20 protein-coding genes and 1 pseudogene are annotated in these 21,822 nt (G+C 62.9%); 8 read left to right on the plus strand and 13 right to left on the minus strand.

Annotation, left to right across the window (positions count from 1 at the left end):
* Positions 1-8: 8 nt before the first annotated feature.
* The 13 genes from QY917_RS02775 to QY917_RS02835 form a co-directional block, all read right to left on the minus strand.
* Positions 9-1,217, minus strand: coding sequence for an acetate/propionate family kinase (locus QY917_RS02775; protein ID WP_123676515.1), 1,209 nt, complete (start codon positions 1,215-1,217; stop codon positions 9-11).
* Positions 1,218-1,271: 54 nt separating this feature from the next.
* Positions 1,272-1,745, minus strand: coding sequence for a cytochrome c (locus tag QY917_RS02780; RefSeq protein ID WP_123676514.1), 474 nt, complete (start codon positions 1,743-1,745; stop codon positions 1,272-1,274).
* Between the two features lie 48 nt (positions 1,746-1,793).
* Positions 1,794-2,993 carry a lipid A deacylase LpxR family protein gene (locus tag QY917_RS02785; RefSeq protein ID WP_123676513.1) on the minus strand — a complete coding sequence of 400 codons (1,200 nt, stop codon included), beginning with the start codon at positions 2,991-2,993 and terminating at the stop codon, positions 1,794-1,796.
* A complete protein-coding gene (locus QY917_RS02790) occupies positions 2,990-3,856 on the minus strand; it encodes a TIGR00730 family Rossman fold protein (RefSeq protein ID WP_015912928.1) in 867 nt (288 codons plus the stop codon). The genes QY917_RS02785 and QY917_RS02790 overlap by 4 nt, the downstream gene beginning before the upstream one ends.
* A complete protein-coding gene (locus QY917_RS02795; RefSeq protein ID WP_123676512.1) occupies positions 3,853-5,265 on the minus strand; it encodes an MBL fold metallo-hydrolase RNA specificity domain-containing protein in 1,413 nt (470 codons plus the stop codon). The genes QY917_RS02790 and QY917_RS02795 overlap by 4 nt, the downstream gene beginning before the upstream one ends.
* Before the next feature lie 16 nt (positions 5,266-5,281).
* On the minus strand, positions 5,282-5,482 hold the full coding sequence (locus QY917_RS02800) for a DUF2892 domain-containing protein (protein WP_015912930.1): 201 nt from the start codon (positions 5,480-5,482) through the stop codon (positions 5,282-5,284).
* Between the two features lie 20 nt (positions 5,483-5,502).
* Positions 5,503-7,047: an efflux transporter outer membrane subunit gene (locus tag QY917_RS02805; protein ID WP_054666194.1), complete on the minus strand. Its 1,545-nt coding sequence runs from the start codon at positions 7,045-7,047 to the stop codon at positions 5,503-5,505.
* A complete protein-coding gene (locus tag QY917_RS02810) occupies positions 7,044-8,162 on the minus strand; it encodes an ABC transporter permease (protein WP_054666191.1) in 1,119 nt (372 codons plus the stop codon). The genes QY917_RS02805 and QY917_RS02810 overlap by 4 nt, the downstream gene beginning before the upstream one ends.
* A 4-nt stretch (positions 8,163-8,166) precedes the next feature.
* Positions 8,167-9,336: an ABC transporter permease gene (locus QY917_RS02815; protein WP_123676511.1), complete on the minus strand. Its 1,170-nt coding sequence runs from the start codon at positions 9,334-9,336 to the stop codon at positions 8,167-8,169.
* The gene (locus QY917_RS02820; protein WP_123676510.1) at positions 9,333-11,108 is read right to left on the minus strand and encodes an ATP-binding cassette domain-containing protein; all 1,776 of its coding nucleotides are present in this window, start codon (positions 11,106-11,108) and stop codon (positions 9,333-9,335) included. Before QY917_RS02820 ends, QY917_RS02815 begins: the two co-directional genes overlap by 4 nt.
* Position 11,109: 1 nt before the next feature.
* Positions 11,110-12,108 (minus strand): secretion protein HlyD, encoded by a 999-nt coding sequence (gene hlyD, locus QY917_RS02825; protein WP_302078501.1) that lies wholly within the window; start codon positions 12,106-12,108, stop codon positions 11,110-11,112.
* Between the two features lie 69 nt (positions 12,109-12,177).
* Positions 12,178-12,597: a hypothetical protein gene (locus QY917_RS02830; RefSeq protein WP_054668692.1), complete on the minus strand. Its 420-nt coding sequence runs from the start codon at positions 12,595-12,597 to the stop codon at positions 12,178-12,180.
* Positions 12,598-12,665: 68 nt separating this feature from the next.
* Positions 12,666-13,274, minus strand: a complete 609-nt coding sequence (locus tag QY917_RS02835; RefSeq protein ID WP_054666182.1) for a TetR/AcrR family transcriptional regulator — start codon at positions 13,272-13,274, stop codon at positions 12,666-12,668.
* 322 nt (positions 13,275-13,596) lie between these two features.
* Here QY917_RS02835 and QY917_RS02840 point away from each other — a divergent pair, with 322 nt between their 5' ends.
* From QY917_RS02840 to QY917_RS02875, 8 genes and pseudogenes are all read left to right on the plus strand, one after another.
* The gene (locus QY917_RS02840) at positions 13,597-15,354 is read left to right on the plus strand and encodes an alpha/beta hydrolase (protein WP_123676508.1); all 1,758 of its coding nucleotides are present in this window, start codon (positions 13,597-13,599) and stop codon (positions 15,352-15,354) included.
* Positions 15,355-15,462: 108 nt separating this feature from the next.
* Positions 15,463-15,906 (plus strand): phasin family protein, encoded by a 444-nt coding sequence (locus QY917_RS02845; protein ID WP_054666179.1) that lies wholly within the window; start codon positions 15,463-15,465, stop codon positions 15,904-15,906.
* 10 nt (positions 15,907-15,916) lie between these two features.
* Entirely contained in the window at positions 15,917-16,663 is a 747-nt protein-coding gene (gene phbB / locus QY917_RS02850) for an acetoacetyl-CoA reductase (RefSeq protein ID WP_054666176.1), read from the plus strand.
* Between the two features lie 68 nt (positions 16,664-16,731).
* Positions 16,732-17,295, plus strand: coding sequence for a universal stress protein (locus QY917_RS02855; RefSeq protein ID WP_082394023.1), 564 nt, complete (start codon positions 16,732-16,734; stop codon positions 17,293-17,295).
* 37 nt (positions 17,296-17,332) lie between these two features.
* A pseudogene (locus QY917_RS02860) lies at positions 17,333-18,262 on the plus strand (bifunctional enoyl-CoA hydratase/phosphate acetyltransferase); the annotation flags it as partial.
* A 73-nt stretch (positions 18,263-18,335) separates the two neighbouring features.
* Positions 18,336-20,363 (plus strand): triacylglycerol lipase, encoded by a 2,028-nt coding sequence (locus QY917_RS02865; protein ID WP_123676507.1) that lies wholly within the window; start codon positions 18,336-18,338, stop codon positions 20,361-20,363.
* 191 nt (positions 20,364-20,554) lie between these two features.
* Entirely contained in the window at positions 20,555-21,481 is a 927-nt protein-coding gene (locus tag QY917_RS02870; protein ID WP_054666170.1) for a LysR substrate-binding domain-containing protein, read from the plus strand.
* 13 nt (positions 21,482-21,494) lie between these two features.
* Positions 21,495-21,722, plus strand: a complete 228-nt coding sequence (locus QY917_RS02875; RefSeq protein WP_054666167.1) for an EexN family lipoprotein — start codon at positions 21,495-21,497, stop codon at positions 21,720-21,722.
* Positions 21,723-21,822: the final 100 nt, after the last annotated feature.

Raw genomic sequence — 21,822 nt, forward strand, 5'->3', positions numbered from 1 at the left:
CTGGGACATCACGCGGCGCTCATCAATTCCTGCGTATAGCGTGCTGCGACCCATTCCTCGTTGGTAGGCTCCACCGTGACCAGTACCCGGCTGTCGGTGGTGGAGATGACTGGGGCATCAATGGCGTTGGCATCCGTATCCAGTTTGATGTCGAGAAAGGCCAGGTCGCGGCAGACGCGCTCGCGCACGAAGGCGTTGTGCTCACCGACGCCGGCAGTGAACACGAACAGATCCAGGCCGCCAAGGACTGCGACCAGCGCGCCAATCTCGCGCACGATGCGGCGCACGTAGAGCGCTAACGCGATGCGGGCTCGTTCGCCGGCTTCGCCAGGATCAGCCTCGTGCATCACCACGACGCGCGGTTCGGCCGAAATTCCGGAAACACCGAGCAGGCCGGACTGGTTGTAAAGCGTGCGGCCCACTTCTTCCAGCGAGAGCTCTTCGATTTCCATCAGGTAGAGTAAGGCGCCCGGATCGAGCGAACCTGTGCGGGTGCCCATCATCAGGCCGTCGAGTGCGGAAAAGCCCATCGTGGTGGCGACGCTTTGCAGGTTCTGCATCGCGCACAGGCTGGCCCCGCTGCCGAGATGCGCGACGAGGGTGCGGCCGCGTGCCAGATCGCCGTGGCGCTCGGGGAGAACGTGGCTCATGTAGTCGTACGAAAGGCCGTGGAAGCCGTAACGGCGCAGACCGCGTTCCCAGGCCGAGTACGGCAGCGGCAGGATCTGCTCCACCTTTGGCACCGTGCGGTGAAAGGCTGTATCGAAGCACGCTACCTGAACAATTCCGGGCCACTGCTCGAACAGCAAACTCATGGCCTTCAGAGGAAAGGGTTGGTGCAGCGGCGCCAAAGGAATCAAGGCCCGCAGCTCCGCGATGGTGCCAGCGGTCACCAGGGTTGGCTCGAAGTACCTGCTGCCGCCATGAACGACACGATGCGCGATGGCCACAATGCGGCGGCCATCGAGTCGGGCCACGATGCGCGCTTGAATCAACGCCAGAGCGGCGGTGTGAGGGTGTTCGTGATCCAGATGGATGCGCTGCTGTGCAGTGCCACTGTCGCTGTATTCAGGCACAAGCCCAGTAATCCCTTGCACCTTGCCGTGCCAGAACGGCTTGCGCGGCAACGGGCGCGCCTGTGCATCGAACAAGGCGAACTTGATGCTTGAGGAGCCGCAATTGAGTACCAGGATGAGGCTCGGCTGTGAGTTGCTCATCGTGACGCTCCCAATCGTGATGTCCCATACAAACCGGTCTGGGACAAATGCGTGTCAGCGACTCTCATAAAATTGCTTCATGAACGATTGTCGGAAGCTTTGGTGGCAAGCGAGGCAGCTTTGTTGCGTCTTGGAGAATGCCGCGATCACGGCCGGGCCGTCACCGCGTTTGGCGGCATCCCCCATGGAGCTCGCAGCGTCATGGACCTGTCCATCGAAACCCCGAAACTTCCCGGCATCCGTGCCAAGCCAGCCAAGAATGCGCATCTTTTCGCCCAGGGGCGGTTCGGCATGCTTGGCAATTTTTGGCGCCAACTCGGCGACCAACGTCCATTCCTCCTTGGAAATCGCGCCGGTGACGGCTTGCATGTCACGGCCAAGCTTCTCCATGACGCTGCGAAGCGCCATCGGCTTTGCGGCCTCGGCGGACTGCGCACCAAGCCCCGTGGCGGCGGTAGCCAAGGCTACTGATAAGGCGATCGTCAAAAGCTGTCGATGGTTCAAGAGGTGACTCACGAGGTTCTCCATTGAGGTTGTTGGTGAATGCTTCGCAGACGAGCGCATGACTTCGGGCTTTCAAAATTCCATGCTCAGCGCAATCGATCCGAAGGCGTGATGGCCGATCTGCTGGTCGAACTCGCGGGTTCTCCAGACGCGCATCACGGCAAGCCGCACGCCATGCCCGGCAACAATCCATTGGCTGCTGATGCCAATGGCTGCCTGAGCGACCCAGGGTCGTCGACTGACGTGGTGGCTGTGCCGAAACAGATTCCCGTCGAGCGAGAAGTCCCAGGCAACGGCTTTGGCCTCCAGGTTCAGGAATGCATGCGCTCCGGGTTTGGGCGCGCGCGCCGATTGCGGCTCGGTCCTGCGCAGGTCGGAAACGCCCGAGGGCGGGCGGTTCTCAGCGCCGGGTCGAATCGGATAGCTGCCGAAATCGTTCGGAATGTTCCAGCCCGCACGCAATTCCACGCCGGTACTGGCTGCGGTTTCAATGTTTCCGATCCGCAGGGCATAGCTGCCGATCACGTCGCCGCTCCATCCCGGCCGGACGGCACCCTCCGTGTACGACTTGAACTTGCGCTCCATGGCCATCTGGAACGCGGGTTCGTTGCGCAACTGGTTGTCCCAGCCGCGAAAGCGATCGATGCCCCGCACCCGATGCACCAGATCCTGTGATTGCTCCGCCAACGACCAAGGGCCAATCACGCCCAGGGTCAGTTCGCGCACGTCAAGCATTTCGTAGCTGGCGGCCTGTGGTTGGACGCGGCGATTCCATGCCAAGCCCAGGTACAGCAGGCCGGCGTACGGGCGATCGTCGGAAATCAGATCGGTGCGCGTCTTGTCCTCGGGCGTGTACATGGACTGGCCGAAGCGCACGACGATGTTTTGCGATGCCGACCGGGCTCCAGAGTCCCGCCAGAACTCGGGATCAGCCCAGCCGATGAAGCGGGTATACCAGGCAATCGGTTGGGGCAGACATTCCGGGCGGAGCGCGCCTTGCAGATCGCGCGAAACCACGCTCAACGCCACGCCATTGGTGTAGTTGCGGTCGGTACCGGTGAACAAATCGTTCTCCAGGCGCAGGGTGCCTCCTCTCCAGTGCAGGGACTGCTCTGGCAGGCAGCGGGAAGAATCAGCTGAGGGTGTGAGTTCCGTGCCATGGGCGGCAACCGGACCGAGCACCGCGCAGGCAACCATCAGCGTGACACTGCGCACCGGCCGCCGCGCATTGGCCTTGGGCAGGCACGCGTGACGGCTGCCGATGCGCATCATGATGGCGTGCCGTCTGTTGCCCTATCGATGTAAAAGCGTTCCAGGGCGCCAATGATTTCTTCGGCTTTGTCCACGCAGGTAAACAAGTCGAGATCGGATGGTGATACGTAGCCTTCGTCGAGCAGAAGGTCGAAATCAACGGCCCGATGCCAGAAGGTGCGACCGACCAGAACCACCGGAATCCGCTGCATCTTGCCGGTTTGGATCAAAGTCAACACTTCGAATAATTCATCGAGCGTGCCGAAGCCGCCCGGAAAGGTCACCAGACCACGCGCATGCATCAGGAAATGCATCTTGCGCAGCGCGAAATAGTGGAACCGGAACGCCAGCTCCGGACACATGTAGGAGTTCGGGGTTTGTTCGTGCGGCAACGTGATGTTGAGCCCGATCGAGCGAGCCCCGGCATCGAAAGCACCGCGATTGGCTGCCTCCATGATGCCTGGCCCGCCACCGGTGATGACGACGAAATCGCACCGCTCCTGTTGCTGGAAGCGCTTGGAAATCAGGTGGGCGAAGCGCTGTGCCTCTTCGTAGTAGCGCGCCTGTTCCACGCGGCGGCGGGCTCGGGAGAGCTCTTGTGTCAGCTTGGAATTCTGCGGCGTGGTGCGCGCCTGCTGCTCCAGCGCGTCAAGGCGGGCGGTGGCCGTCTCGGCGTCGCTGACGCGTGCACTGCCGAAGACCACCACCGTCGAATGGACGCCTTGTTCGTGCAGGATGCGCTCGGGCTTGAGCAGCTCAAGCTGCAGGCGCAATGGCCGAAGCTCTTCCTGGCCAAGCAAATCGATGTCTTCGTACGCAAGACGGTACGTGGGTGAATCGAGGATGGCGCGCAGGCGCTCGTCAGGATCAGCGGATGGGGTCATCGCTCGATCGCCAGAAAATCCGGCCAGGGCACCACCTGGCCATGTTCAGGCACCGAGACCTGCCAGCCAAGCTGCTGTTGCAGGAGTTCCGCAAAATTCTGCGCAGCGGACGGCTCCCCATGCACCACGAAGGTTTGCTCCGGGGCTTGCTTGAAGCCGCGGGCCCAGGCCATCAGGGCCGGTTGGTCGGCGTGCGCCGAGAGCCCATCGACACTGTGGATCGCCGCGCGCACCGGAATGTCGTCGCCGAAGATGCGCACGCGTTGAGCGCCATCGACCAGTTGACGGCCAAGTGTTCCCTGCGCCTGGAAGCCGGAGAACAGGACACTGCATTCCTTGCGCGGCAAATTGTGGCGCAGGTGGTGCCGGATGCGCCCCGCATCGCACATGCCGCTGGCGGAAATGATGATGGCGCCCGAACGAATCTGGTTCAGCGCCATGGACTCTTCGGCACTTTCCGTGAAATGCAGATACGGCAGGTTTTCGCCGCGCGCGTGCCATCCTGCCAGGCGCTTTGCCTGCTCATCGAACAGCTCAAGGTGCTCGCGTGTGATGCGCGTGGCTTCCGTGGCCATAGGCGAATCAACGAATACCTTCGGTTGCCGCAGTCGCCCCTCGCTGGTGAGACGGTGCAGGTGGTAGAGGACTTCCTGGGTTCGACCGACCGCGAAGGCCGGCACGATGACGTTGCCACCGCGCTCGAACAGGGTTTTCTCGACGATGCCGATCATCTCCTCTTCGGTGGCCGAGAGGTCCTTGTGCTGGCGGTTGCCATAGGTGGACTCGATGACGAGGATGTCGGCGTCCTCGATGGGTGTCGGGTCGCGCAATATCGGGCGTCCCGGCTGGCCAAGGTCGCCACTGAATACCAGTTTCGTCGGGTAGCCATACTCGGTGACCCAGACTTCGATAATGGCCGATCCGAGGATGTGTCCGGCATCGCGAAAGCGTGCGCGCACCCCGACACGGGGCGCGAACTCCCGGTCGTATTCGATGCCTCGTACTTGTTGCAGGCATTCGCGCGCATCCTGCAGCGTGTACAGCGGCGGCAGCGCATCCTCTCCACGGGATCTTTTGGCACTGCGTTTTGCATCGCTCTCCTGGATGTGTGCGCTATCGGGCAGCATCACGCCCAGCAGATCAACCGTAGCGGGAGTGGCGTAGATGGCTCCTTTGAACCCAGCGCGCGTGAGTTTGGGCAACAGTCCGCTATGGTCGATATGGGCATGGGTCAGGAGCACGAAGTCGATCAACGCCGGATCGAACGTGAACGGCTCGCGATTGCGCGCCGCCGCCGTGCGCCCGCCCTGAACCATGCCGCAATCCACCAGGAAGCGCAGGTTGAGCGCCTCCACCAGGAAGCACGATCCGGTGACTTCACGCGCAGCGCCCAGAAAGTTCAGTTTCATAGGATGCTCACTCGGGTTATTTCTTTTGCATCGGGCAGGTGCTCACGCCGAGCAGGCGGTAACCTAGGCAGCGACCCGCCAGGCCGGTGATCAACGGCATGATTCCAATGAGCCCCAGCCAGCGCCACGGTGAATCCAGCCACAACGGCAAGCTGAGCAGGATCAGGCCGATGACGACGCGCGCGATGCGGTCGAGATTTCCTACGTTGATTTGCATGGTGATCTCCTTTCGTTGAATCAAGGAACTGAGGGTGCTGCGAGCACAGTTGCGATCGGCTTCAGGGCTGGATTCGTGGTTTGCGATGTCATTGCAGGTGCATCCCAGCCACCACCAAGCGCCTTGTACAGCGCCACCAACTGCACCGCGGCGCTGGTATGCGCGCGGGCGGCCGCGGTCTCGGCGTCGTGCAAGCTGCGCTGGGCGGCCAGCAGTTCCACCAGTGCAACATCGCCCGCGGCGTAGCGGGCCTTGGCGTAGCCGTAGCTGGTTCGTGCCGCGTCCAAGGCCATGGCGCGGCGCTCCAATGTGTCCAGCCCGCCGTGATAGTCGCCAAGCGCACGCTCGGCGTCGCCCAGCGCCGCCAGCACCGCCTGCTCATAGGCCAGCGCAGCCTGCTGCTCGGCTGCCTCACGTGCCCGGATTTCAGCGCGCACGCGGCCGCCGTCGAACAGGCGCCAGGAAATCAGCGGCAGGATGGAAAAACGTGAGCTGGATGCATCGAACCAATCGCCCGTGCTGAGCGCCTGAAACCCGCCTCCAACACCGATGGAGAGCTTGGGGAAGAGCTCGGCCGTGGCCACGCCGATGTCAGCGGAACTTGCTGCCAGTCGCCGTTCCGCAGCCAGCACGTCAGGGCGTCGGCGCAGCAGGTCGGCACGCTCGCCCACCGGCAAGGCACGCAGCGTGCACGGTGCCAATGGGCCGTCGAGCAATGCCAGTTCACGCTCGGGCGGGGAGCCTAGCAGCACACCCAGGCCAAGCACCGCGGCGCGCTGGCGTGCCTGGATGTCCGGCAGCAGCGCGTTGACGGCGGTCCACTGCGCGTAGGCCGCCTCTACATCGGCGGCGGATGCGTCGCCCAATGCATGCCGCAGGCGCACCAACTCCAAGGTCTGCTGCAGCGTGTCCAGCGTGGCTTGTTGCGCATGCAGCTCGTATCCAGCGCCAACGGCAGTGAACCAGGTGCGCGCAACCTCGGCCGCGACGCGCATGCGCACACCCTGTGCTTCGACTTCGGTGGCTTGCAGGCGGGCGCTGGCGCCTTCCAGGGCGCGGCGCTTGGCGCCGAATAGATCGGCCTCCCAGGCCGCATCGAAACCTGCGTCGTAAATGGTCTGGGTGGCGTCAAGGCCGGGAATCGAGCCCACGGGCAAGGGGCCGTTTTCGCTTTGACGACGCCGATTGACGCTGGCTCCTGCGCTAACGGTGGGAAGCCGATCTCCCGCCACACGGTCGCGTAGGGCGCGCGCCTCGTCGATGCGTGCCGCGGCTTGGCGCAGATCCAGGTTCTGTGCCAGCGCCGCGCCCATCAGACGGTCAAGGATGGGATCGTCGAGTGCAGACCACCAACGGGCCAGGTCTGCGGACTGCGATTCGCTCGCCAGAGGCAAGGTCCAGCCGTTGCCGATGTCCACCGGAGGCGGCTCGCGGTAGTCGGGGCCCACGGTCGCACAGGCGGTCAGCAGCGCGCAGGACAGGGCCAGCGCGAGCGGGCGCAAGCGCCTGGACGTCGGCTGTGCGGCTGGCGTGCGCGAGGAGAGGTGGCGGGTTTTGGTTTTCATTGCAGGCGTCCTCGGACGAATACGGTGGCCATCGTCAGCGTGGCGAGGGCGATGACCGCCAACGGCCAGAGGCTGGCGAGAATGTCGCCGGGCGGCATGGCCTTGAGGAAGCTGCCTTCGACGATGATGAGGAAGTGGGTCAGTGGAATGGCCTGGGCCATCCATTGCAGGACGAGGGGCATGTTTTCCACCGGCGTCGCAAAGCCTGACATCAGCACCGCCGGCACGCCGATGGCGAACGCACCCAGGATGGCCTGCTGCTGCGTCATGCTGACTGCGGAAATCATCAGGCCGATGCCGACCACCGACAGGATGAACAGCACCAGGCTGGCGAGCAGCAGTGCGAACGAGCCGGTGAACGGAATGCCGAACAGGAACACGCCTGCGCTGATCATGAACAGGCCGAGTAGCGTGCCGATCGCCAGTGCCGGCAACGACTTGGAAATAATGATTTCCGGCGTGGAGGTGGGCGACACCAGCAGCTGGTCGAAGGTTCCAAGCTCGCGCTCGCGCGCGATCGACAGCGAGGTGATGAGCAGCGCGCTGAACAGTGCCAGGATGCCGGTCAAGCCGGGCACGATGAACCAGCGGTAGACCAGGTTCGGGTTGAACCAGTGGCGCACGACCACCGGCGTCGGTGCCTGCGCGTCGGGCACAACCTCGGCGCCGACGTCGGCGGCAATGGTGGACAGGTAGGCCACGGTGATCTGGCCCGAGTTGCTGCGGCGGCCATCGACCACCACCTGTGCCTTGCCACTGCCACCGGCGGCGATGGTGCGCGAGAAGTCCACCGGAATGGCGAGTGCGGCGATGACCTCGCCCCGGTCGATCATCTCGTGCAACTGCCGCTGGCTGTCCACATGCCGGACGTGGGTGACGAAGCGGGCGCTGTCCAGGCGCTGCACCAGTTCGTGCGACCAGCGTCCGGCGTCCTGGTTGTAGACGGCGATGTCGACGTTGCGCACTTCCAGCGTCGCGGCAAAGGCGAATACCAGCAATTGCAGGATGGGCGGCACGAACACCACCATGCGGCTGCGCGGGTCGCGCAGCACGCTCAGCACTTCCTTGATGAATTGGGCGCGCAGGCGGGTGAACGAGAAGGCGGAGGTCAACATGGCTTCACTCCAGGTTCTTGCGCGTGGCGCGCTTGGCGATGATGAAGAACACAGCCCCGATCGCCGCCATGGCTGCCAGATTGGGCAGGAATACGGCCCAGATGTCGCCGGCGAGAAACACGGTTTTGAGCGAGTCGACGAAGTAGCGCGCCGGAACCGCTCGGGTGATGGCGCGGATCGGCGCCGGCATGGCATCGATCTCGTACAAAAAGCCCGACAGCATGAAAGCCGGCAGAAAGCCCGTGAACAGCGCAATCTGCGCCGCCAGGAACTGGTTACGCGCCAGGGACGAGATCAGCAGACCCTGGCCCAGCGCCGGCACCATGAACACGGCGGACAAAAGCAGCAACGCCGCCAGCGAGCCACGCATCGGGACGCCGAACACGAACACGGCCAGTGCGGCCGCGCCCAGTGTGGACAGCATGCCGAGCACGAAGTACGGCAGCAGCTTGCCGATCAATATCTCCGCCACCGAGGCCGGCGTGGAGAGCACCGCCTCCATGGTGCCGCGCTCCCATTCGCGCGCCACCACCAGCGCGGTCAACATGGTGCCGATGATGGTCATGACGATGGCAATCGCGCCCGGAATCAGCGCGCGCCGGCTTTCCAGCTCGGGGTTGAACCAGTAGCGCGGCTCCAGCACGACGGACTGCGCGGGTGCTGCGACATCCAGCCCGGCGCGCCACGTCTGCACCACGCCGCGAGCGTAGTTTTCGACATAGTTGGCGGTGTTGGGGTAGGAGCCATCGGTGACGATCTGCACCAGCGGCTCGCTGCCGCGCTGGGCCAAGCGTTGTTCGAAATCCTGCGGAATGACGACGTAGCCGCGCAGCGCACCGGAGACGAGCTGCTCGGCCACTTCGCGGCGATCATGGGCGAAGTGCACATCGAGGAAGCGCGTCCCGGAAAACGCCGCCGCCAGTTCCTGCGCTGCCGCACCGGGCGACTCCAGCACGACACCGACACGAACATCCTTCGCATCCAGCGACACTGCATAGGCAAACAGCAGCAGCAACACCACCGGCAGCACGAAGGCGATCAACAAAGTGGATGGGTCACGCAACGCCTGATAACTTTCCTTGGTGACCAAGGCCACCAGGCGCCGCAGGTCAAAACGGCGCAAGTCGCCCTGCATCGGGCCAGCGCCGTCCTTGTGTTTCTCAACGACGTTCATGCGGCAACCTCCATCTCACGGTCGGCAGACTCCACCAGGTGAATGAAGGCGTCCTCCATGGTCGGGTCGGGATGTTCGGCATTCGCGGCGGCACGCTTGAGCGCATCGGGCGTGTCGAGCGCGATCAGGCGCGCGCGAGAGAGCATGGCGACGCGGTCGCAGTATTCGGCCTCGTCCATGAAGTGGGTGGTGACCATGATGGTCACGCCCTTGCGCGCCAGGCCGTTGATGTGGGTCCAGAATTCGCGCCGGGTGATCGGATCCACGCCCGAAGTAGGCTCATCCAGGAACAACACGGGAGGCCGATGCATGAGCGAGCAGGCCAGCGCCAGGCGCTGTTTGTGCCCCAGCGGCAGGGAATCTGGCGTGGCGGACAACCAGTCGCCCAGATCGAAGGTTTCGATCATTTCCCCGATGCGCTCGCGCCGGGTGTTGCCCTCCAACCCGTAGACGCCGGCCGAGAACTCCAGGTTCTGCTGCACCGACAGCAGGCCGTAGAGCGAGAATTTCTGCGCCATGTAGCCGAGCCGGCTCTTGGCCGCGCCGGTGGCGCGGCGCAGATCGTGCCCCACCACGTGCGCCTCGCCCGCAGTGGGTTTCAACAGGCCGCACAGCATCTTGAAGGTGGTGGACTTGCCGGCGCCATTGGGGCCGAGCAGACCGAAGATTTCGCCTTTGCGCACCTCGAAGCTGACCTGGTCGGTGGCGGTGAACTCGCCGAAGCGCTTGGTGAGATTGCGGCAGGAGACGGCAATGTCCGAGCCCAGTTCGACCGGTGACAGGCGTTCGGCCAGTGTCGAAGTGCCGCCGGGGCCGCCACCGAGGAGATCGATGAAGGCGTCTTCGAAGCGCGCGGGCACCCGGGCCAGCTGCACTTGGGCACGATCAGCCAGCGACTGGATTTGGCTTGCCTGCGCACCCTCGCGCAGTACCACGCGCACGCCGGCGCCCTGGATCACGCCATCGCTCACGCTCTCCAGATCGAGTGCCTCGGTCAGAACCGCCCGGCGCTCGGCGCCGACGTTTTCCAGGCGGAAGCTGCGGCCTTCGAGCTGCGCGGTCAGTGCTTGCGGCGGGCCATCGAACAAGAGCTGCCCCTGGTTCAGCAACAGCACGCTCTCGCAGCGCTCGGCCTCGTCCAGATAGGCGGTAGACCAGACCACGGCCATGCCCTCATCGGTCAGTGCCTGCACCATGCGCCACAAATCCTGGCGGCTGACCGGGTCAACGCCCACGCCGGGCTCGTCCAGCAGCAGCACCTTGGGCCGCGCCATGAGCGCACAGGCCAGGCCAAGCTTCTGCTTCATGCCGCCGGAGAGCTTGCCGGCCAAGCGCTTCGTAAAAGGTCCCAGCCGCGTGAAGTCCAGCAACTCGGCAAATAGATCGGCATTGCGATCCGCATCCATGCCGCGCAGCTGCGCATACAGGCGCATGTTCTCCATCACCGACAGGTCTTCGTACAGGCCGAAGCGCTGTGGCATGTAGCCGCTGGCCACGTGAATGGCGTCGTTGTCCTTGACCACGTCATAGCCGGCCAGGGTGACGCGGCCGGCATTGGGCACCAGCAGGCCGGTCAGAATCCGCATCAGCGTCGTCTTGCCGGCTCCGTCCGGGCCGACCAGACCCGTCAGCCGCCCATAGTGGATGTGCGCGCTCAAGTTCCGCAGGGCCTGCACCTTGCCGAAATGCTTGTCCACGCCTTCGATAACGACGGCGGCGACATCGGCGCTCGCGCTCGTCGGCGTGGCAGTCATGGCTGCGTTTGCCTGCATCTCAACGTTCTCCCACGCGCGTGCTGGAGGCTGGTTTGGCATCGACCGCGATCGTCACCGGCATACCCTGACGCAAGGCGGCGTCGCTGTCGGCCTCGTCAATGACGATGCGCAGGCGATACACCAGATCCGTGCGCAAGTCCGTCGTCTCCACTGTCTTGGGCGTGAATTCGGCGCGCGGCGAGATGAAACCGATCTGGCCGCGATAGATCTTTTCCCCGGAATCGCTCTTGACGTGCACCGCCGTGCCCGGTGCGATGCGGCCCAGATCCCGCTCGCCCACGTAGGCGCGCACGTACACGGGCTTGTCCAGGCTCAGGCTGTAGACCGCACTCTGGCTGGCCACCATGCTGCCGGGTTCACGCACCCGCGCGATGATGGTTCCATCGCTGGGTGCCATGAGTTCAGTGTCCGCCAGAGATGTAGTGGCTTGCGCTGCGGCTGCCTGCGCCGCTGCAAGGCGAGCCTCTGCTGCGGCAATGTCTTCCTTGCGAAAGCCTTCGGATGCTTGCGACAGGGCGGCCTTGGCTGATTCGACGCCCGCAACCGACTGATCTCTTGCGGTGCGGGCAGCATCGACCGTGCGCTGGCTGCTTGCACCCGACGCCAACAGGCTGCTCTGGCGCTGAAAGTTGCGCTCGGCATCGAGGGCGAGCGCCTGCGCTTTCTTAAGCGCCTCGCGTGCCTGGGTGATTTCCTGAGGTCGCAGGCCGCGGCGCAGCTTGGTCAGCTCCGCCTGCGCCACCTGTACCTGGGCTTGTGCGGCTGCAAGGGCGTCTTGATATGGCTGCGCGTCGAGCGTGGCCAGGCGCGCGCCGGCAGTGACGGAATCACCCTCGTCAAAAGCCATCTGCGTGACGCGCCCGGGCTGGCGGAAAGCCAATTGAACCTCGCGGATGTCGACGTTGCCGTAGAGGCGCAATGCATCTTGATTGTCATGGCCGCGCGTGAACCAGAACGCCAGTGCACCGCCAAGAACGAGCAGGGCAACAATGATCACGACCCAACGGGTTTTTTTTGTAGAGAGGTTCGGAGTTGTCATGGATGGGTTTCCACTAAAAAAAGATGCTCACTGCTCGCGCGTGGCCGGTGCATTCGCCGTTGATCGACGCCAAGCAATGGCCGCGATGCCGACCCACACCAGCGTGCGCAGCGTCATGGCAATGACCGTGCGCCGCTCCCAGGCGCCGCCGAGCGCCACATGCACTCCGAAGGCCAGGAATACGAGTGCCGTCGCAACTGCGATGGCCATGGCCAGCCATGTGGCCCAGCGCCGACGCATCCACAACCCGACGCCAGCGATGACGTAGGCGAACCCGGCCAGAAAGTTGAACCAAAGCACGAAGGGCACATAGCTTCCGGCCGCGTCACGCCCTGCACCGTCATAAAACAGGACGGCGCCGCCTTCCCGGATGGTCATCAGGCCAAAACCGATGGCAATCAGGGCGATCACACGCATCCAGATGCCGCGCCCGTTGTGTGCTGTCATGTTCATTGCTCCCGGTTCTTCGGAGGGTTTGCTGGATCGTCGTGCCGTTTGAGGACTGGACGGGTGCTTCATGTGCCGCTTTCGATGCCACGGCGATAGATGGCGAACACGGCGGGCGCATCGCGACGAATCCGACTGACCTTGCCGGCCAGCAGGGACTGCATGACCAGCCCCTGGATCGTGCCGATGAACAGCACGGCGGCGGCATCCACGTCCAGATCCGCATCCAGCTCGCCCTGCGCCTTGCCCGCTTCCATCAGGCGGCGCAGGCGCTGCTCGTACTGGCGGATCAGGGTTTGCACCATGCGCTTGGCGAGCGTCTCGCCAGAGCGCTGCAACTCTCCGAACAGCATGCGTGGCACGCCCGGGTGCTTGGACACGAAGTCGATGTGCGTCATGAACATGGCTTCGAGCGCCGCGCCAGGAGATGCGGCGCCTTCGGCCGCCTTGTCCACGCTGACCAGAAGGCGTTCGCCGACCCAGGACATCGTGGCTTCCACGATGGCTTCCTTGTTGGGGAAGTGACGAAACAACGCGCCCTGCGTCAAGCCCATTCGGTCGGCAATCGCCGTGGTCGTGATCTCGGCCGGGTTTTGCTCGGCTGCCAGATCAACCACGGCTTGCACTGTGGCCGCGCGCCGATCTTCGGCGGACAGGTACTGGGGGCGTTGGCTCACGATTCAGACTCCATGTAGTAAGTGATCTATTACTATCGTAACACGTAAAATGACCATGACGCAAGATCGGAAACTTGTCGGATGAGACAGAACTGCGGGCCTTTCATACGGAGAGCGGATCGGTCAACTTGATGCAACTCAAGAAGCTGGATCCCATATCAGGCAGATCGGAAGATGCGTGATCGTTGGGCCTGGAGCTTCAGCTGCGGCAGTGATTGCGTTTGTGAAGGCTGAAAAAACTTTGCGCCCCTGCGGAAGGCTTGCAACTTTTCCTGCGAGCGATAAGATAGTAATATGTTACTCGCTAAATGAAAGGCTGGAAATGAGCAACGTCGCAATACATGGCAGGGCCGATCTGACGCAGCCCGAAGCCTGTCGCCCTGACGCCCTGGATACGCTTGCGAATGCTTGGCGGGCGCGCAGCACGGGGGGGTTGTCACCGGCGGCCGGCCTGCTGGCTTGGTACGACTGGGCGCTGCACCTGAGCCTTTCGCCAGGCAAGCAACGCAGCTTGATCGAAAAGGGCTTGCACAAACAGCAACGCCTTGCGCGCTATGCCTTGCGTGTTGCCAGCGCGCACGATTGCCCGACCTGCATCGAGCCCCTGGAGCAGGATCGGCGCTTTGCCGCCCCGGCTTGGCAGCAGTGGCCCTTCAACGTGATTCACCAGGGTTTTTTGCTCCAGCAGCAGTGGTGGCACAACGCCACCACGGGCGTGCGTGGCGTGTCGCGCCATCACGAGAACATGGTCACGTTCGCTGGGCGGCAGTGGCTGGACATGTGGTCGCCTTCGAATTTCATCTGGACCAACCCCGAGGTGCTGCACGCCATCACGCAAAGCGGTGGCGCAAACCTGTGGCGCGGCGCCGTGAACTTCCTTGACGATGCGCGACGCCTCGCGCTCGACGATGCGCCAGCAGGGGTCGAAGGGTTCGAGGTGGGCAAGGACGTGGCGATCACTCCAGGCAAGGTGGTGTTTCGAAACCACCTGATCGAGTTGATTCAGTACTCACCCACGACGCCGGATGTGCATGCGGAGCCGGTACTGATCGTGCCGTCCTGGATCATGAAGTACTACATCCTCGACCTGTCGCCGCACAACTCGATGGTGAAGTACCTGGTCGATCAGGGGCACACGGTGTTCATCCTTTCATGGAAGAACCCGACGGCGGCCGATCGCGACCTCGGTCTGGAGGATTACCGCTGGCTGGGGGTCATGGACGCGTTGGATGCGGTCACGGCCATCGTGCCCGAGCGCAAAGTGCAAGCAGTGGGCTATTGCCTGGGCGGCACCTTGCTCACGATCGCCGCCGCCGCGATGGCGCGCGATGGCGACGAGCGGCTGCAAAGCCTGACGCTGTTGGCGTCGGAGATCGATTTCCGCGAATCGGGCGAGATCGCGCTCTTCATCGACGACAGTCAACTGGCCTGGCTTGAAGCCGGTATGTGGGACAAGGGCTATCTCGACGGCAGGCAGATGGCCGGCGCGTTCCAGATGCTCAACTCGCGCGACCTGATCTGGTCGCGACGGGTGCGTGAATACCTGTTGGGTGAGCGCCAGACCTTCAATGACCTGATGGCCTGGAATGCCGACGTGACCCGCATGCCGTACCGCATGCACAGCGAGTACCTGCGGCGCTTGTATCTGGACAACGACCTGGCCGAGGGGCGCTACCGCGTCGGCGGGAGACCCGTGGCGCTGGCCGACATCGAGGTGCCCATGTTCATCGTCGGCACGGTGCGCGATCACGTCGCTCCCTGGCCATCCGTGTACAAGATGCATCTGCTCAGTGATGCGGAGCTGACCTTCGTGCTGACCAGCGGCGGGCACAACGCCGGCGTCGTCAGCGAGCCAGGGCACCCCCGGCGCAGCTTCCAGATTGCGACCCGTGCCGCTGGCGATCGCTATATCGATCCGCAATTGTGGCGTGCCGAGACCCCGCTGAACGAAGGCTCCTGGTGGCCGGCATGGCAGCAATGGTTGGCCGGGCGCTCGGCCGGGCGCGTCGCTCCGCCTGCCATGGGCGGGACGCAACCACCGCTTGGCGATGCGCCGGGAACCTATGTGGCCATGCGATGACATGGCAAAACGCGTCCACGAACACATCACTCAACTTTCATCGGGTCGTTGCGCAGGCATGGCCCACACCCGCCCCAGAGGGGCACATCACCACCGTGGAGAATTGAAATGAACAACGAACTGCCCATCCAACTCTACAAGGCCAATGCCGAGTTGCAGCTTCAGATCACTCGCTTGCTGCAAGAAAGCGGCCACCACTGGTTCGAAGCCATGCAACAGCTCAGTGCTGGCGGCGTGCTGGAGACCACCTCGCGCATCCAGAACCTCCAACAGGCGGCGGACTGGCAGGCGCTTGCCACCTTGCCATCCGAGGTGTTCTGGCGATTGTGTCAGGGCCGTATGGGCGATACACAGGCGGTCGGCCAGGCTGCTGCCAAGAGCCAGGCGGCATTCGCTGATGGCCTGCGCGAGGCGCTGACGACCTGGCAGGCATCCGTCTCCGAAGTATTCGGCGCCAGCGGTGGCACAGCCTCTTTCGCGCAGTTTTGTCAGCAATGGACGCAGCCCTGGAGCGCGCCAGGCGCCGCGCCTCAGGGCAAGGCCAAAAAGTAAGGAGGTGCACATGAGCAGTTCCGGACGAACCGCCCTGGTCACTGGCGGCAATCGCGGTCTTGGCGCGGCCATTGCCCGCGCCCTGGACGACGCGGGCCACCGCGTCATCATCACGCACACGCCCGGCAACGATAAGGTCGCTGCCTGGCTCGACGCGCAGGACACCAAAGGCTACCGGTTCGTGGCCTACGGCGTCGATGTCGGCGACTGGGAATCGACCCAGGCTTTGGCGCGTCAGATTCAGGCGGACGGCTACCACGTTGACATCCTGGTGAACAACGCCGGCATCACCCGTGACGCGACCTTGCGCAAGATGGACAAATCCGGCTGGGACGCCGTGCTGCGCACCAACCTGGACTCCATGTTCAACGTCACCAAGCCGTTCATCGACCCGATGGTGGAGCTTGGCTGGGGACGCATCATCAATATCTCGTCGATCAACGGCAGCAAGGGCCAGTTCGGCCAGACCAATTACTCGGCGGCCAAGGCCGGCGTGCACGGCTTCACCAAGGCGCTGGCGCAGGAGGTGGCGCGCAAGGGCGTGACGGTCAACACCGTCTCGCCGGGCTACCTGGCCACCGAGATGGTGATGGCGGTGCGTGAGGATGTGCGCCAGAAGATCATCGATGCGATTCCAGTCGGCCGCCTCGGTCATCCGGACGAGATCGCGGCGCTGGTGGCCTTCATCGCCAGTGAGGCTGCCGCCTTCATGACGGGCAGCAACGTGGCGATGAACGGTGGCCAGCACATGTCATGAGTTGGGAGAACCCGCGGCCCTCGCGGGCGGTTTCCGACGCGGCAGTCACCAACTCCTGGAGGAGTTCCATGTATTCCCGATTTCTGGTGCCGCTGGACGGTAGTTCCACATCCTTCCTGGCCCTCGATCATGCGGCAGAACTGGCACGCCTGAGCGGCGCCACCGTGATCTTGCTGCATGTCGTCGAACCAACCCGGCATAGTACGGGCTTCGAGCGTCCCGAGGTCTACATCAAGGATGTCCGCCCACGCTTCCTCGAAGCCGGCCAGGCGTTGCTGGATGAAGCTGCGAGTCGGCTTCGTCGGAACGGAATTGCCACAGAGACGGTGCTGCTTGAAAGCGGCACCGCACGCGTGTCGGAACAGATCGCACAGCAGGCCGAGGTGAGCGATTGCGACTTGGTCATCCTGGGCACCCATGGGCGTCGCGGCATGAACCGGCTGCTGCTGGGCAGCGATGCAGAGCAAGTGGCGCGCATCGCACCAGTTCCGGTAATGCTGGTGCGCCAGTCGAGCCGAGATGGTGACCAGACACGCTCAGCCGCACGGACGCCAGTCGAGGCCAGCGACAACGCCGGTACGCAACGCCGGCATCCAACTCGCGCAAACAAGCTAAAAAAACCACATGAATGAACAAGCCCCTGAGGGCGTTCGCGCCGATCCTCCAAGTGGTGTCGAGCGTCTTATCGCCCATGTCAAAACCTTGGCCCCGGTTCGCACTGCGGTGGTGCACCCTTGTGACGCGCTCAGCTTGGGCGGTGCCTTGGACGCGCGCGATGCCGGCGTCATCACGCCAGTATTGGTGGCGCCGCTCGGCAAGCTGCGTGCCGTTGCGGCCGACACGGGGTTGGAACTGGGAGACAGCGAGGTCGTCGATGTGCCGCACAGCCACGCTGCAGCGGCCATCGCCGCCCGGCTGGCTGGCAAGGGCGAGGTGCAGGCACTGATGAAAGGCAGCTTGCACAGCGACGAGTACCTGGGTGCCATCCTGGCGCCCGAAGCCTGCCTGCGCACCGAGCGCCGATTGACGCACTGCTACATCATGCAGACGGCCAGCTACCCACGGCCCTTCATCATCACCGACGCCGCCATCAACATCGCTCCAACGCTCGAAATCAAGGCCGACATCGTGCGCAACGCCATCGACTTGGCGCACGCCATCGGCATTGCCGAGCCCAAGGTAGCGATCCTGGCGGCGGTCGAGACCGTCAACCCGCGCATGCTTTCGACCCTGGACGCAGCGGCACTGTGCAAGATGGCCGATCGCGGCCAGATTGCCGGAGGTGTGCTCGACGGGCCGCTGGCCTTTGATAACGCCGTCTCTCCCGATGCCGCGCGCGTCAAGGGCATCAAGTCGAACGTGGCCGGGCAAGCTGACATCTTGGTCGTTCCCGACCTGGAAAGCGGCAACATGCTGACCAAGCAACTGGAATACATGGGCCAAGCCGACAGTGCGGGGATCGTGATGGGCGCGCGTGTGCCGATTGTGCTCACCAGTCGCGCGGACTCGCGCCGCACGCGAATAGCCTCATGCGCCATTGCGCTGATCTTGGCGCATCGTCAGCGTGCTCTTGTTCAGGGCAAAGAGAACCGCGTATGAAATGCAATTTCACGGGTAATGTCGCGCTCGCTTCAGGTGTTGATTCTGCGATGCTGGTACGCAGCTCCCGGTCATGATCCACGTAATCCACGTGATCCTTGCATTTTTCTGGCGATGGTTGATCGTGATCGCTGCCGCGTTTGCGCTCGGTGGTTGCGCGGTTGTCAGTGAATTCAAACCTTCTGTCGCTGTACGCGCGATGACGCCGGATGAATACGTCGCCCTACGACGCGGCGATCTCCTCGGCAAAGGCAAACTCAGCGCCCTGACCGTGCAGACGATTCGCGTTACCGGGCTCGATGAACGGGCCTGCGCAGCGAACGCCTCGCTCACTTGTATCGAGGCGTTGACCATGATGAAGGACTTGGATGGAGAAACCAGGTTGTCGGCACTGGCTGAACTATGGCTGCAGCATGCCATGTCGATCTCGACAACAGTCCCAAACAGTCGCACCGCTTCTACTTCCGCTTGGATCGAGACAGCTCGGCACGCTTACGCGTATCTCTTTTTCACTGGGCGCTCGCCCGGCGAGCGCGCGTTTGAGGAGCGGCAGACGCAGGTGCGCGATTGGTACAACTACGCGGTGCAAAAAACGGTCACGCAATTGTTTGGCCTACAGCACCAAGCACTTCGTGCGCATGCTGGCGGAGCCAAAGCGGTATTCCGCTTGGGTGACTGGGTTTTGCGAGTCGACTTGAACGCCCGGCTGCCCAATGATGCGACCACGCCACGCGAGTTGCTGCCTGCGAACGTTCTGGCATTCCAAGGCCTGCGCGGCATCTATCGCAGGGATGGCTTGGGTGCCGAATTGGTGGCCGTAACGGATGCAGAGCCAATATCACTGAACGACTCAGACGGGTCTCCCGCCGGCAACGAGCGCCCGAGGACATTTCCCGCCTGGAGCGAAATGCCAACGCCCAACGTGACGGTAGTGCTTCGCTTTGATGCACTCACCGTCGATGAGCTGCTTGCCTCGCATGAACTCATCGTCGGTGTGTATGACCCCCTGGTCCAGGACTATTTGCAACTCCACGGCCAACGCGTTCCGCTGGCTGGTAACTTTACGGCTGGCTACGGCTTGTGGTTGGCGCGTTCGGGGTTCAACCAGCAATCCGTGCGAGGGTTGTTTGGGCGTGAGCGTGGCATCGATCACCCGCATCTGTATCTGATGCAGCCGTTCGACCCGCGGCGGCGCATCATCGTGATGATGCATGGATTGGCGAGCAGCCCCGAAGCATGGGTCAACGTTGCCAATGAGCTTCTGGCCGATGAAGAGCTGCGATGCGAATTCCAAGTGTGGGAGGTCTATTACCCCACGAATATGCCTGTACCAGCCAGTCATGCAGCAATCCGCCAAGTTCTGGCGGCCGCTTTGCATCACTTCGACCCTGATGAGGAAACCTTGGCTTCCCACGGGCTGGTGTTGATTGGTCACAGCATGGGAGGAATGCTGGCGCGGCTGATGGTCTCCACGGCTGACCAGCAACTGTGGAAGTGGGCCGCATCGGACCCCAGGATCGATCTGGATCGTCTTGGGAGCACCCGCTCTCAACTTGACCCTCTTTTGCGCTTTCGGCCATTTCCAGGTGTTGATCGCGTGGTATTCGTTGCCACACCGCACCGTGGAACCGTGGTTGCCGGACAAGGACTTGGGCGTTGGGTTGCCGGATTGATCCGCTTGCCATTGACGCTGCTGTCAACCCTCGGCGACGCCTTCCCGGCGCGCGCGGAGACCACGGCACACGCCACGATCTTGCAGAACATCCCCAACAGCATTGACCAACTCGACGAAAACGACCCCTTCGTCAAAGCTACGAGCGAGCTTCCAATCTCGGATCAGGTGGCTTATCACTCGATCGTTGCGAGGCGGCAGGCTAACGGTCCTCTCGCTGAATCGGACGATGGTTTGGTTCCCTATCGAAGCGCGCATCTGGATGGCGCCGAGTCGGAAAAAATCATCGTGTCCGGACACAGCGTGCAGGAAACCGCCGCATCCATCGTCGAAATCCGGCGAATCCTGCGCGAAGATATTTCCAAGCATCGGTTGACAGCCGCTGATTCGTCTTCCGTCCGGGGAGGGAGCTGCCCAGTCCAACGGTGAATTTAGTCATTGATTTTCCGAAGCATAGTAAGTAATATATCACTTACTATGCAGTCTTGGCTGAATCACTTGCATCGCACCTTGGGCATTTTCGGTTTGGAAGGACAGCGTTCTTGGTGTTCTCACATGCGTGGAGCATCCGGCTGCATCCCACGGGACGTGGACGATCTGAAACGCTAGGAAGGGCAGAAGTGGAGTTACGCCACCTTCGATGCTTTACCGCAGTCGCGGAAGAGCTTCATTTTGCTCGGGCTGCTGAACGGTTACACATCGACCAATCGCCGCTATCTCGCACCATCAAGGAGCTGGAGGAAGACCTTGGTGCGCGCCTGTTCGTTCGTACTACCCGCAGCACGCAATTGACCCGTGCGGGTCGATTACTGTTGGAGCACGTACCGCGCATCTTCGCTGCGCTGGAGCAAGCACGCGATAGCGTCAGGTCTGCCTCCAATGGCTATCACGGGCAATTGCGCATTGCCTTGTCCGATGGCATCACGCCATCCCGCTTGCCGGCGCTACTTGCGCAGTGCCGCGAAGAAGACCCCGAGGTCGAGGTTCGGTTATTTGAAGTTTCGATGGCCCAGCAAATCAAGGGTCTGCACGATGAGCTATACGACGCAGGATTTTCGATGGCCGAAGACGTAGGTGATGGCATCGTGGTCACACCTGCTTGGGAGGATGAGTTGATGGTGGCGGTGCCAGCTCGCCATCCCGTTCTGGCCTTCAAGCAGATTCCGCTGGAGGAGGTTCTGCACTACCCGCTGGTGCTGGGCGACCCGTCGATTTGCGAAGGGCATGCACGTCAGGTCGATCGAATCTTGCGCAAGTACGAACGGGAGCCGCTCATAGTTCAGCACGTTGCCTCTTTTGACCTCATGATGACCTTGGTTTCCGCCGGGCTGGCCTTGGGCTTGGCCGGAGCGGCACACGTTGCGTCCAGCCGTGAGCTTGGTGTAGTGGCTCGGCCGTTGGCGGGTAAACCGCCAATGCTGACGACCTATCTACTGTGTCGGGATACGGAGGCTCCAGAGATGTTGGCCCGATTCATCGACCGGGTAGCCTCCATTGATTCAGCAGAACCTCTGAGCAGTATCGGGAATCCCCGATCCACCCGATGAAAGGATTGGAACCGTGAACAACGTGATGTTGCTGATGCTGGCCGCCACCTTGACTGCATGTGGCCCCTCTCAACCTTCGGAATCCGTGGACACGCTCGTCGCCAATCCCGACCGCATCAAGGAGATTCAGCGCCAATGCAAGGAAGATCGCTCGAAGGTCGGCGACGAACTCTGCTTGCGTGCGGCGGAAGCCGCCAACCGGCGTTTCTTCGGTGATCGGCCTGAGAAAAAATCCAAGTAACTTCCTTGCCGCCGTTTCACAGCACGAAGTTCTCGCTGATACCTCACCACGCCGTAACGCGCTCGCGTCTGTGGTGTTTCTATTGCTTTCGCTTCCGCGC

Source organism: Diaphorobacter sp. C33, assembly GCF_030503915.1.
Classification (GTDB): Bacteria; Pseudomonadota; Gammaproteobacteria; order Burkholderiales; family Burkholderiaceae_C; genus Diaphorobacter; species Diaphorobacter nitroreducens.

What these genes read in the sequence shown, in the direction of transcription:
- QY917_RS02775 (WP_123676515.1), bottom strand. Translation starts at nt 1,217, where the DNA reads ATGAGCAACTCACAGCCGAGCCTCATCCTGGTACTCAATTGCGGCTCC.
- QY917_RS02780 (WP_123676514.1), bottom strand. Translation starts at nt 1,745, where the DNA reads ATGGAGAACCTCGTGAGTCACCTCTTGAACCATCGACAGCTTTTGACG.
- QY917_RS02785 (WP_123676513.1), bottom strand. Translation starts at nt 2,993, where the DNA reads ATGATGCGCATCGGCAGCCGTCACGCGTGCCTGCCCAAGGCCAATGCG.
- QY917_RS02790 (WP_015912928.1), bottom strand. Translation starts at nt 3,856, where the DNA reads ATGACCCCATCCGCTGATCCTGACGAGCGCCTGCGCGCCATCCTCGAT.
- QY917_RS02795 (WP_123676512.1), bottom strand. Translation starts at nt 5,265, where the DNA reads ATGAAACTGAACTTTCTGGGCGCTGCGCGTGAAGTCACCGGATCGTGC.
- QY917_RS02800 (WP_015912930.1), bottom strand. Translation starts at nt 5,482, where the DNA reads ATGCAAATCAACGTAGGAAATCTCGACCGCATCGCGCGCGTCGTCATC.
- QY917_RS02805 (WP_054666194.1), bottom strand. Translation starts at nt 7,047, where the DNA reads ATGAAAACCAAAACCCGCCACCTCTCCTCGCGCACGCCAGCCGCACAG.
- QY917_RS02810 (WP_054666191.1), bottom strand. Translation starts at nt 8,162, where the DNA reads ATGTTGACCTCCGCCTTCTCGTTCACCCGCCTGCGCGCCCAATTCATC.
- QY917_RS02815 (WP_123676511.1), bottom strand. Translation starts at nt 9,336, where the DNA reads ATGAACGTCGTTGAGAAACACAAGGACGGCGCTGGCCCGATGCAGGGC.
- QY917_RS02820 (WP_123676510.1), bottom strand. Translation starts at nt 11,108, where the DNA reads ATGCAGGCAAACGCAGCCATGACTGCCACGCCGACGAGCGCGAGCGCC.
- QY917_RS02830 (WP_054668692.1), bottom strand. Translation starts at nt 12,597, where the DNA reads ATGACAGCACACAACGGGCGCGGCATCTGGATGCGTGTGATCGCCCTG.
- QY917_RS02840 (WP_123676508.1), top strand. Translation starts at nt 13,597, where the DNA reads ATGAGCAACGTCGCAATACATGGCAGGGCCGATCTGACGCAGCCCGAA.
- QY917_RS02845 (WP_054666179.1), top strand. Translation starts at nt 15,463, where the DNA reads ATGAACAACGAACTGCCCATCCAACTCTACAAGGCCAATGCCGAGTTG.
- phbB (WP_054666176.1), top strand. Translation starts at nt 15,917, where the DNA reads ATGAGCAGTTCCGGACGAACCGCCCTGGTCACTGGCGGCAATCGCGGT.
- QY917_RS02855 (WP_082394023.1), top strand. Translation starts at nt 16,732, where the DNA reads ATGTATTCCCGATTTCTGGTGCCGCTGGACGGTAGTTCCACATCCTTC.
- QY917_RS02865 (WP_123676507.1), top strand. Translation starts at nt 18,336, where the DNA reads ATGATCCACGTAATCCACGTGATCCTTGCATTTTTCTGGCGATGGTTG.